This is a genomic window from Clostridium brassicae, from assembly GCF_026738875.1.
GTDB lineage: Bacteria > Bacillota > Clostridia > Clostridiales > Clostridiaceae > Clostridium_H > Clostridium_H brassicae.
The window spans coordinates 13,535-25,491 of sequence record NZ_JAPQFJ010000019.1 but is presented as its reverse complement, the minus strand read 5'-3'; the positions used below and the strand labels follow the sequence as shown (position 1 = coordinate 25,491).

Sequence of the window (11,957 nt, the reverse complement as noted above, 5' to 3'; positions counted from 1 at the left end):
TCTTATAAAATAATTATATAGGTATAGAAAAATCAATTCAATTCAATAATATTACATTTTGCAATATTAACCTTACATTTCTGTAAGTTATAGCTTTTACACATATAACTATGTTTGACTAATACATAATTTAGGGTAAACTAATATTAAATATTGTGCAAAAACTAAAGGAGTGATAAAATGAAAGATTTTCACACTATGCTTAAAAAATATGCAGAACTTGCAGTAAAAACAGGAGTAAATCTTCAAAAAAATCAAACTCTTGTTATTAATTCACCAATAGAATGTGTAGAATTTACAAGACTTATAGCAGAATGCGCTTATAAAACAGGAGCAAAAAATGTTCATGTTGAATGGAGTGATGAAGAGATTGCTCTTATAAAATATATGAATGCTCCCGAAGAATCTTTTAATGAGTTCCCAAAATGGAGAGCTGATGGACTTGAAAAGTTAGCTAAAGAGGGAGCTGCTTTCTTGTCTATATCTGCTTCAAACCCCGAACTTTTAAAAAATGTAGATTCAAAAAAAATTGCTGCCTCTAATAAAGCTAGATCACTTGCTTTGAAAAATTATAGAGAATACATAATGAATAGTACAGTTTCTTGGTCTGTAGTATCAGTTCCAACAAAAGAGTGGTCAAAAAAAGTGTTTCCAACCCTTTCAGAAAAAGAAGCCATTGAGAAACTATGGGAATCTATATTTACAATAGTTAGGGTTGACAAAAATAATCCTATAGATGCATGGAATGAACATTTAAAAAATATGTCTGAAAAAGTTAATTACTTAAACAATAAGAAATTTAAAAAGCTACACTTTATCTCTAAAGAAACTGATTTAACTATAGAACTTCCCGAAAAACATTTATGGGCTGGCGGTGGAGAATATAATGCTGCTGGTACATATTTCGTGGCTAATATGCCAACAGAAGAAGTATTTACTTTGCCTTTAAAAACTGGAGTAAATGGTACAGTAAAAAGTACAAAACCATTAAATTATAGTGGTAATTTAATCGATAACTTTACTCTTACTTTTAAAAATGGTAAAATTATTGACTTTTCAGCAGAAGAAGGCTATGAAACATTAAAAAAATTAATAGAAACAGATGATGGATCTCATTACCTTGGAGAAGTTGCGTTAGTTCCTCATGATTCTCCTATCTCAAATTCAAATATTATATTTTATAATACATTATTTGATGAAAATGCTTCATGCCATTTAGCTTTAGGAAGTGCTTATCCCACTTGCATTGATGGTGGAAATGAAATGAACGAAGAAGAACTAAAAAAAGCTGGCGCTAATACTTCTTTAACTCATGTAGATTTTATGGTAGGTTCATCAGACCTTAATATCTTTGGAGAAACAAAAGAAGGAGAACAAACACAAATATTCCAAAACGGTAATTGGAGAATAGAATAATGTTGCGTCGCAACATTATGGTAGCGATTAGTGAACATAGAATAGTGAATAATAAAGGAGGATTTTCTTCCTAGTGTTAGAAAATCTTTAAACTAAGTAAAAATAAGAGTATAATGAAAAATTAATTTTTCATTATACTCTTTTGGTTAGTCTAAATAAAAGAGCTGATAAGCTCTTTAAAGCGGTAGCTAGCAGAAATATTACTGAATTTTAGATTAAGCATTTTTATTTATAGTATATTCTGAACATAATAAGATAAATGTTAAGCCGTAGGCTGTAATAAGTTTTAATATTAAAGTAATACTATTGATACTACTTATATCATTACAGTATTATATTTTATAAACCTTTTTATTTTAAGGTTTTATTTACTATTAATTTTATAAATAGTTTTTTAATTTTAAATACTGATGGTTTGTTTTAAAATCACTTTCTATTTAGTTTTAAGATTTTCTGACCTAAGAAAGAAAATCATCCTTTAGTCTTCCTCTTCTCCCCAATATTCATGTTAAACTATATTAATTATAAAAAATCAAGGCATAGGAATAAGGTTTTCTTATATATGTAGTTAGCCGATTAAACTTTGAAGTAGCAACTAGAAATACTTAAGGTGTAGTTTTCTAAAAATGTGTAATTGCCCCACTGGACTCCGACAGCCGAGCTGGGGAACGGACTCTCCATAGCGAGGGTAACATTTTTAGAAGAATATACCTTTAGTATTTCTCTGCGTCCTGAAGGTTTAATGGATAACTACATATATTTAGAAAAACCTATTTCTATGCCGTTACTCATTACTTCATAATATTATTTTTTCCATGAACTTTTTAATGATACTGTTCTATTAAATACAAGTTTTTCTTTAGTTGTATCTTTTGTATCAACACTGAAGTATCCATGTCTTATAAACTGGAATTTATCTCCTGATTTCGCTTCTCCTAAAGCTGGCTCTAATTTAGCCTTTTGTACTTTAAGAGATTCAGAATTTAACTTCATTTCTCCTTCATTCTCTTCATCTTCTACTAATAAATAATCATATAATCTAACTTCTGCATCAATTGCATGTTGTGCACTTACCCAATGAATTGTTCCCTTAACTTTTCTTCCTGTAAATCCACTTCCGCTCTTAGTCTCAGGATCATAAGTACAATGTAATTCCACTATTTCTCCATTTTCATCTTTTATTACTTCATTACATTTAACAAAATAAGCATTCTTAAATCTTACTTCATTTCCAGGGAATAATCTAAAATACTTCTTAGGTGGATTCTCCATAAAATCCTCTCTATCAATATAAAGAATTCTTGAAAATGGAACTTCTCTTGAACCCATTTCTGGACTTTCTTGATTGTTTTCTACTTCTAAATACTCAACTTGCCCTTCTGGATAGTTAGTTATAACAACTTTTATAGGATCTAATACAGCCATAACACGAGATGCTTTTAACTTTAAATCATCCCTTAAACAGTGCTCAAGTAATGCTATATCTACCATAGAATCTGCCTTTGCAACCCCTACTCTATCACAAAAATCTCTAATAGCTTCTGGAGTATACCCTCTTCTTCTCAAACCTGAAATAGTTGGCATACGAGGATCATCCCATCCATCAACTACAGCATCATCAACAAACGCTTTAAGTTTACGCTTACTTGTTACCATATTTGTAACATTTAATCTTGCAAACTCTATTTGTCTTGGTGGATTTTCTACTTCACATTCTCTTAGAACCCAGTCATAAAGAGGTCTATGATCTTCGAATTCTAATGTACAAAGTGAATGAGTTATCCCTTCAATAGCATCTTCAAGTGGGTGTGCATAATCATACATAGGATATATACACCATTTATCTCCTGTATTATGATGAGAAGCGTGAGAAATTCTGTATATAACTGGATCTCTCATATTTAAATTTGGAGATGCCATATCCATTTTAGCTCTTAACACTCTTGAACCATCTGGAAATTCTCCTTTTTTCATTCTTTCAAATAAATCAAGATTTTCTTCCACTGAACGATCACGGTGAGGGCTGTTTTTACCTGGCTCTGTTAAAGTTCCCCTATACTCCCTTATTTGTTCTGCATTCAAATCATCTACATATGCTTTCCCTTTTTTGATTAATTTAACAGCATAATCATAAAATTTATCAAAATAATTAGATGCATAGTATAATCTGTCTCCCCAATCAAATCCAAGCCATTTAACATCTTCTTTTATAGATTCAACATATTCTACATCTTCTTTAGTAGGATTTGTATCATCAAATCTTAAATTGCATAATCCATTATACTTTTGAGCTGTACCAAAGTCTATGCATATAGCCTTTGCATGACCTATATGTAAATACCCATTTGGTTCTGGTGGAAAACGAGTATGTATCTTATTATTAGGATTAGCTTCTACATATTCATCTATTATACTATGTATAAAATTAGATGACACATTAGAATCTTCAGCTATTTCTTCTTTACTTTTATTCATTTCTTCTTTTTCTATGTTTTTCATGTGTCGCACTTCCTCCTATCTAAAAATTAACGTACATCAAGTTTAACGACAATCCATTCTTATCTAATGTTACCATAAAACTTTGCTATAATCCATTCTTATAATAGCAAATATCTATAAAGTAAACAATATATGTTACTGTAGCTTTTTATACCCTTCTAAATTTCTAACCATTTTCAATTCTTCATCTTTTTTTATATATTCTATAAAATTAGGGTATATATCTACTGCTTTGGTTAAATCATTTAAAGCCTCATCTAATCTATTTTCACAAGCAAAAAAACAAGCCCTATTATAAAATAGATATCCCACCTCTGAATTAAATTCAATTCCTTTTGTAATAATTTCTATAGCCTTTTTATAATCTTTATTTTCTTTGTATATTACAGCTAAATTTAAAAAGCTGGAAGGAAAATAAGGGTTTTGTTCTATTGCTTCTATGTAATAATTTATTGCCTCATCTATTAATCCTATTTTTTTTAAAATAACTCCCATATTATATAATCCCATATAATGCGACGGATCTATTTCTAAACTCTTTTTCATAAAATCTAAAGCAGTTTTATTTTCATTTAATTCTTCATATATAGAACCTAAATTTACATATGCCCAATAATCATTTGGTTGAATTTCTATTACTTTTTTATATAATTGTATCGCTCTTTTTTTATCGCCTATTCTATCATAGATATCTGCAAGAAAAAAATAAGCTCTATCATAATATGGATTAAACTCAATAGCTTTTTTGTAAAATTTAATAGCTTTGTCGTAATCATTTTCTTCATCATACAAAATAGCCAACCCATAATAAACTCGCGATTCTTTAGAGTCTATATTTAAAGCTTCAAAATACTTCTTTTCTGCTGATTTCATCTGACCTAATTCATGGTAAACCAACGCAATATCGATGAGTAGCTCAATATCTTTTTTACCCTCTTCATATTTATAGGCTTTATTAAAAAATTTTAATGCTTTCAAAGATTGTTTTTCTTGTTTAAATCCCTGTGCAATATTTTTATAATTATTAAACATATAGTTGTTAATTTCCATATTATAACCCTTTCTTTTACAAAACAAACTCTCATCATCTATTATATAATATTTTTCTTAAATTACATTAATTTATACAATATAAACACTATTATATAATAAACCTATTGTATTTACATTATTAGTCTCATGTCTTCCCCCTTAGATCTCTCTATTTTTTTAAGTTACAATTACTAATAGTTTCAACTTAAAAAACTATAGATTAAAGGCATATAGTTATAATCCCTATATGCCTTGCAAATAATTTTACTCTGCTAATTCAAGAGCAATTTCCATCATTTTTGTGAATGTATTTTGTCTTTCCTCTGCTGATGTTTCTTCAAAAGTTACTAAACTATCACTAACAGTCAGGATAGTAAGAGCATTTACATTATACTTTGCTGCTAAAGTATATAAAGCAGCTGTCTCCATTTCTACTGCTAAAATACCATAATTAGCCCAAAGCTTCCATTCTTCTGGATTATCATTATAAAATGAATCACTAGTAAGCACACTTCCTACTTTCATATTCAAATTTTTGCTTTGTCCTATATCATAAGCCTTTTTTAATAAATCAAAGTTAGCTGTTGGAGCATAATCCATTCCATTAAAGCGAAGCTTGTTTACTCCTGAATTTGTTGATGCAGTCATAGCCAAAACTACATCTCTAATTTTCACCTCTTCTTGCATAGATCCACAAGTTCCCACTCTTATTAAATTTTTAACCCCATAACTTTGTATTAATTCATTTACATATATTGATATAGAAGGAACTCCCATTCCTGTCCCTTGAATAGAAACTCTTTTTCCTTTATAAGTACCTGTAAAACCATACATTCCCCTTACTTCATTATAACAAACAACATCTTTCAAAAAATTATCTGCTATGAATTTTGCTCTCATTGGATCACCTGGTAACAGTACTGTTTCTGCTATTTGTCCTTCTTTTGCTCCTATGTGTACACTCATCTATTACTCCTCCTTTTTATTAATTTAACTTTAACTATATGATTAATCTTAATTCTATTTTATAACAAATTATAACTAAAATACATATACTACCTTTTTAATACTATTAAATTACCCCACAACTCATAAATACATATGAATTATGGGGCAATTTACCAAACATTAATTTATGCACTAAAAGGTACAACTACTGATCTACCATTTTGAGTTTTATCTACCAAAACAGGCATATCATATAAATTACTTAAATAATTTTCACATATTATATCACTAGTCTTTCCTTTAATTAATACTCTTCCTGATTTTATCATAATAATATTATCACAATAATTTAGTGCTAAATTAGGATCATGTATATTTATAATAGCAGTTAAATTCTTTTTATTAACTATGTCTTTAATAGTATCCATTATCATAATTTGATTTTTATAATCTAAATGAGCCGTTGGTTCATCTAATAATATTATAGGAGTATCCTGATACATCGCACGAGCAATTAAAACCATCTGCTTTTCTCCTCCACTTAATTCATTAAATCTTTTATCTGATAAATGACCTATTTCAAGACTATTCAATATTTTAATAACTTCTTTTTCATCTTCCTTACTAGGTGAAGTAAATAAATTGACTTTAGATACTTTTGCCATTAAAACTACATCTAAAACAGTATATGAAAAAATTATGTTTATATTTTGAGGTACTGTGCTTATATTTCTTGCTCTTTCCTTACAATTCATAGAATGAACAGACTTACCTTTAATTAAAACATTGCCATGTTTAGGTTTTAAAAGTCCATGAATACATTTTAGTAAAGTAGTTTTCCCTGTACCATTTTGACCTAATATTCCACATATATTGCCTTCCTCAACTGAAAAACTTATGTCTTTTAAAATTTGTCTACTTTCATAAGAAAATGAAATATTCTCCACATTTAGTAGATCCATATATTTTCACATCCTCTAAATATTTTTCTAATATATTTGTAAAAATAATATTCTTCTGTACTATTTTGGCTCTGTTTTAAAAAATATTGTTTTACATTCTTTTAAAACTTCCTTTAGTAGTCCTAATTATATATTTTAACTAAAAAAATTGTATGTATCTATACAGGTTTAGACTTATAGAACTTCATTAATTAATATAATAACATATTCTAAAACATATCTTTCTTACTATATCTCACTAAAAGATATCCTAAGAATGGTGCTCCTACACAAGATGTGAGAATACCTATTGGAATCTCCCCTGCTAATATATTTCTTGCAAAAACATCCATAATCAATGTAAATAATGCGCCAAATAAAGCAGAGAAAGGAATTAAAAATTTATTTTCCGGTCCTACTATAAATCTAGCTATATGAGGTATAATTAGAGATATCCACCCTATAATTCCGCAATAAGAAATAGAAGATGCAGTCATAAAAGTTGAAAACATTATCAATATTATCCTCATTAGTTTTACATTTACTCCAAGGGATATAGCTTCTTCTTCTTCAAGAGATAAAATGTCTATATACCACCTTAACATATAAATAAAAACAAAACATATTATAAATATAGGTAAAAACTGTACTATGTTATCCCAAGTTACTTTGTTAAAAGCGCCTAGACTCCAAAATGTTATTGCTGGAAGCTCTGTATAGGGATCTGCAATATATTTTAAAATAGAATTTCCCGCTGAAAATAAAGATGATATTACTATACCCGCCAATACTAAAGTAGTTATAGAATGTCCTCTTCCTCTAGTTCCTAAAACTAAAGCAAATAAAACTGCTAATAACGCAAATGTAAATGAGGATAATTGTATAAAAATCATAGAAGAACCAAATCCTATAATAGCTATACTCGCTCCAAAACTAGCTGCAGATGATATTCCTAGCACATCTGGAGAAACAAGGGGATTTCTAAATACCCCTTGAAATAAAGCTCCTGTAACTCCTAGAACAGCACCTACCATAGCAGCCATTATGGTTCTCGGCACTCTAATTATCCAAAAAGCTATATATGCATTCTGCATTTCGTCTATTACTTTTCTGTTCAATACTTTGCATTTTATTAGATACATTATTGTATTTATTGAGATATTATATCTTCCTATACTAAATGATATAAAAATGCACATTATTAATAACATTAAGGATATTCCTAAGATTTTCTTATGCTTCATCTAGTTTATTTTTCCTCCTAATTCTTTGAATCCTTTTCCAAAGAATTCTTTAAAGAAATTATCTGCTTCCTTCTCTACATCCATATCTTTGAATACTTCAGGATTAATAATTTTTGCTGTCCACATTACCCCCAAAATTGCTTGAGCTGATGGATAATCCCATGAAATTAAATTTGATGGAAAAGAGTAAACTTTTTTATTTTTAACAGCACTTATATTTTTCCACTTCTCACTTTTTAAAACATCCTCTACTTTTGTAGTCTTTGAATACTGAGGTATAAAAATAACATCAGGGTTCCATTTTAAAATTTGTTCAGGAGAAACTTTTACCCATCTAGAACCACTGAGTTCTGCAGATACATTTTTTCCTCCTGCAACATCAATAATAAAGTTTTGATACATATTTTTTGAACAAGTATTTAAAATATCTGATCCTGCAAAATAAACTTTTAATTTTTCTTCATTCTTTACATTCTTAACTTTATCTTTAATTTTTGAAATATTGTCATCATAATATTTTACAAATTCTTTACCTTTATCTTCTTTTCCTAAAGCTATACCTAAATTTGAGATAGTATCCTTAAGACCTTCTATATCTTCTCCTTTTGCAACAAATACTTTAAGACCAGATTTCTCTAATACATCTAGGTTTCCTTTAGACTTTTCAGAAATTATTACAAGATCAGGTTTCAAAGACATAATTTGCTCTATATTAGGAGTTTTTGTGCTTCCTACACAATCTGGGATTTTTTCAATATTAGGTATTAATTTTTTCACAAGTTTTGCTTCTATACTCTTTTTAGTTCCAACTCCTACAATTTTATCTTGAGCATTTAAAGCACAAACATAGTTTAAGCATGGTGAAAAAACAACGATTTTTTCAGCAGGCTTGTCTAGCTCTATATCTCTATTGATCCCATCCTTAAAACTTACTTTTTTTGTGCTAGTTGATTTAGATGTAGCAGTACTTTCACTTTTTTTTGAGCCACATCCCACCATAAGACTCATAATTAGCGAAAAAACTAAAATTAAGCTGAAAACTTTTTTAATATTACTTCTGTTTTTCATTTTGCTACCCTCTTTCTGTAAATTATGTATTAATAAGTTTATGTATATATCAAGCAAATTTCATTCCATTACTAATAAATTAGTTTACATTATATATTTTTACATATTTAAAAATATATTAACTCCCTTTAACACTAGTTAATTGCTCATATCTCTAGTAATTTTAAATATATATTTTTAACTTTTTTATATTTTATTTCATTTATAGATATATTTTAGTATTTTTATCAAATTGATAAAAATAAAATTAGCTTTTTAATAAATACATTATCCAAATTATTTATTTTTAATAGCATATGCCTGTTTATCAAAACAATATAGATTTATCATTTTGATAAATCTATATTAATCATTATGCTCTCTCTATAATTTGGAAATACAAGTTCGTTCTTAACTTTTTTTAAATTTTCCTTTATAAATTCATCTGTAATCTTTTTATCTTTTTCACTTTCTATTTTAAAGTGATTATAAAAAAAGCTTCTAGCTTCATCAAAATTTTTAAAATATTGACTAAAAGGAAATTTTATTTCTTTGAAAGAGTACTTACATTTTATTTCATCCAAATTTTTAAATATATTTTTCTTATTACAACTAAATTTTTTTGGTTTTCTTCCTATCCTAGAATAAAATTCATCTGATTTAAAATTTTTATGATATTTTTGTTTATAAGTAATTATGTATATCCTTTGTTTTGTACATTTTATCAGCTTTTCTAAATATGATTTATCTTCTACTCCATTAAAGCAAAATGCACAAATAGCTATATCGTATTTCTCATCATAGCTTATCTTTGTCCAATCTGATATTATACATTTCATTTTATGTATATGCTTTTTTATAGCTTTTTCCCTTATACTTTCACAAGCTGAAAAAGACGAATCTACAGCTGTAACTTCCGCTCCTTCATTTAATAGTGGAAAAGTAAAAACTCCTGTACCTGCTCCAATATCTAAAACTTTAATATTTTTAAATTCATTAATATCTTTTCTCATTTCTTCTATAAAAACCTGAGGATATTCATTCCCTGGATGCTCAAGAGCTTCATTATAAAACTTCTTGTTTTCTTTACTCCATCCCATAAAACCTCTAGTTTTTAATTTAATATCCCATTTTTTTAAAATATCTATTAATTGTTCTTCTAATACATCTCTGTTACTCTCTGTAACATCTACTACTATAGTATCTACTCTATTTTTTATGTAATCTAAAAAATCATTTTTCGCCTTCTTTAAAACTCCAATTACAACCTTTTGTGAATTTAATGCTTTTTTTATTGTATTGTGAAATTCAAAAGCCTTAGATTCTATTATTCCAATTTCATCCATAACTATAATTTCTCTGTCTTTAATACTTCTTTCTAAAATATCAACCCCTTCATTATCAAATATCTTTGTGTATTCTTCCATTCTATTTTTCATATTATCTATTCTGCCTATATCATATCCGTATCTTCCATCATATAAAGAAATTAGTTGAAAATTACTCAATTTTTTGTCCTTAAATACAGGTTCTGTTGTAAAACCACCTATTGAACTATCTAATTTCTCAATTACATTATTTAATAATGTACTTTTGCCCACTTTAATTTCTCCTGTTAAAAATAAATTATACATCTCTTATTCCTCCAAATTTAATTATAAAATATTATATTTATACTTAAGCAACATTCATACCATATAATTGAATAAATTACTTAATTATAATTCCATATTAGTGTATTTTAATTAAGTAACTTTTAGATTTAAAACTTGATATCTATAAAAAAACTGTAGATAAAGGTGTATAAAACACTTTTACCTACAGCTTTAGTTACAGTTTTCATTAAATTTTAACTCAAACACAATTTGTTCCATATTTTCTAAGGGATTAGTATAAATTTTCACAATTTCTAAATTCATTCCAACAATTTCTTGTATTAAATTTACAAACTCATTTTCTATTTCCTTATAAAATAATTTCCTATAATATTTAACTAACATTAAATTATTTCTATTTTCCAATAAAATTTTTTCCATAGAGGTAAGGATGTCATATTGTCTTATTTCAATTTGGTTTCCTAAAAATGATGCCTTAACATCTTTTGGTCCTTTTCCAGTATACTTTTTTATAAACGAAGGAACTTTAGCTTTTACTCCTTCTTCTATTCTAATTTTATCCTCTTTATCTATCTTCAATATCTCATATAAATTTCCATTGGCTTTTTTTCTTTGAATTACCTTAAAAAGAACTTTTCTTAAAGCTTCTACTATTTCTTTCTCTTCTATAGGTTTTACTATGTACTTATCAATTCCTATATCCACACTCTTTAAAATATAATCTATATCTTCGACCTCAGTATTTATTATGATTCCACATTCCTGGTTAAATTGTCTAATATTCTTTATCATATCAATACCATCTAAAATAGGCATCCTCAAGTCTGTCACTACAATTTCAGGTTTATACTTTTTAAATAATTCTAGACCCTCTTGTCCATCTTTCGCTATAAAAATTTTTCCAACTATTTTTTTTAATATTTTCTTAGTAATAATTCTAGTTACTTCTTCATCTTCTACATATAATACTTTAATACTATTCATGATTAAATCAACATTTTTCATATTTTCATAGGTCGCTCCTTATAATATGTTTAATTATCCGCTTTAAACTTTAAGTCAATTTTATCATATCTGTATTTTATATTCAAATACTTGATTATTATACCAATTATTCTATAAATATCTATAATTTTATAAAATAATTTTATATTTAAATTTGAAAAATGTTGATTTTTTATAATACGAATAAAAAACTATTGATTATTATATTT

General features: G+C 27.3%; 9 protein-coding genes. 1 reads left to right on the top strand and 8 read right to left on the bottom strand.

Going from position 1 to position 11,957, the window contains the following annotated elements; all coding sequences use genetic code 11:
* Window positions 1-180 precede the first annotated feature (180 nt).
* Entirely contained in the window at window positions 181-1,416 is a 1,236-nt protein-coding gene (locus tag OW729_RS15630; protein ID WP_268062488.1) for an aminopeptidase, read from the top strand.
* 804 nt (window positions 1,417-2,220) lie between these two features.
* Here OW729_RS15630 and OW729_RS15625 read toward each other — a convergent pair.
* The 8 genes from OW729_RS15625 to OW729_RS15590 form a co-directional block, all read right to left on the bottom strand.
* Entirely contained in the window at window positions 2,221-3,891 is a 1,671-nt protein-coding gene (locus OW729_RS15625; RefSeq protein ID WP_268062519.1) for a glutamine--tRNA ligase/YqeY domain fusion protein, read from the bottom strand.
* Window positions 3,892-4,050: 159 nt separating this feature from the next.
* Window positions 4,051-4,965, bottom strand: a complete 915-nt coding sequence (locus OW729_RS15620; protein WP_268062487.1) for a tetratricopeptide repeat protein — start codon at window positions 4,963-4,965, stop codon at window positions 4,051-4,053.
* A 246-nt stretch (window positions 4,966-5,211) separates the two neighbouring features.
* Window positions 5,212-5,913 carry a purine-nucleoside phosphorylase gene (gene deoD / locus OW729_RS15615; protein ID WP_268062486.1) on the bottom strand — a complete coding sequence of 234 codons (702 nt, stop codon included), beginning with the start codon at window positions 5,911-5,913 and terminating at the stop codon, window positions 5,212-5,214.
* Window positions 5,914-6,080: 167 nt separating this feature from the next.
* Window positions 6,081-6,857, bottom strand: coding sequence for an ABC transporter ATP-binding protein (locus OW729_RS15610; RefSeq protein WP_268062485.1), 777 nt, complete (start codon window positions 6,855-6,857; stop codon window positions 6,081-6,083).
* Window positions 6,858-7,066: 209 nt separating this feature from the next.
* Complete coding sequence (locus tag OW729_RS15605) at window positions 7,067-8,080, bottom strand: FecCD family ABC transporter permease (RefSeq protein ID WP_268062484.1); 1,014 nt, start codon at window positions 8,078-8,080, stop codon at window positions 7,067-7,069.
* A complete protein-coding gene (locus OW729_RS15600) occupies window positions 8,081-9,148 on the bottom strand; it encodes a helical backbone metal receptor (protein WP_268062483.1) in 1,068 nt (355 codons plus the stop codon).
* Window positions 9,149-9,474: 326 nt separating this feature from the next.
* Entirely contained in the window at window positions 9,475-10,761 is a 1,287-nt protein-coding gene (locus tag OW729_RS15595; protein ID WP_268062482.1) for a nucleoside-triphosphatase, read from the bottom strand.
* A 192-nt stretch (window positions 10,762-10,953) separates the two neighbouring features.
* Complete coding sequence (locus tag OW729_RS15590) at window positions 10,954-11,748, bottom strand: Na-translocating system protein MpsC family protein (RefSeq protein ID WP_268062481.1); 795 nt, start codon at window positions 11,746-11,748, stop codon at window positions 10,954-10,956.
* Window positions 11,749-11,957 lie beyond the last annotated feature (209 nt).

What these genes read in the sequence shown, in the direction of transcription:
- OW729_RS15590 (WP_268062481.1), bottom strand. Translation starts at nt 11,748, where the DNA reads ATGAAAAATGTTGATTTAATCATGAATAGTATTAAAGTATTATATGTA.
- OW729_RS15610 (WP_268062485.1), bottom strand. Translation starts at nt 6,857, where the DNA reads ATGGATCTACTAAATGTGGAGAATATTTCATTTTCTTATGAAAGTAGA.
- OW729_RS15625 (WP_268062519.1), bottom strand. Translation starts at nt 3,891, where the DNA reads ATGAATAAAAGTAAAGAAGAAATAGCTGAAGATTCTAATGTGTCATCT.
- deoD (WP_268062486.1), bottom strand. Translation starts at nt 5,913, where the DNA reads ATGAGTGTACACATAGGAGCAAAAGAAGGACAAATAGCAGAAACAGTA.
- OW729_RS15630 (WP_268062488.1), top strand. Translation starts at nt 181, where the DNA reads ATGAAAGATTTTCACACTATGCTTAAAAAATATGCAGAACTTGCAGTA.
- OW729_RS15595 (WP_268062482.1), bottom strand. Translation starts at nt 10,761, where the DNA reads ATGTATAATTTATTTTTAACAGGAGAAATTAAAGTGGGCAAAAGTACA.
- OW729_RS15605 (WP_268062484.1), bottom strand. Translation starts at nt 8,080, where the DNA reads ATGAAGCATAAGAAAATCTTAGGAATATCCTTAATGTTATTAATAATG.
- OW729_RS15600 (WP_268062483.1), bottom strand. Translation starts at nt 9,148, where the DNA reads ATGAAAAACAGAAGTAATATTAAAAAAGTTTTCAGCTTAATTTTAGTT.
- OW729_RS15620 (WP_268062487.1), bottom strand. Translation starts at nt 4,965, where the DNA reads ATGGAAATTAACAACTATATGTTTAATAATTATAAAAATATTGCACAG.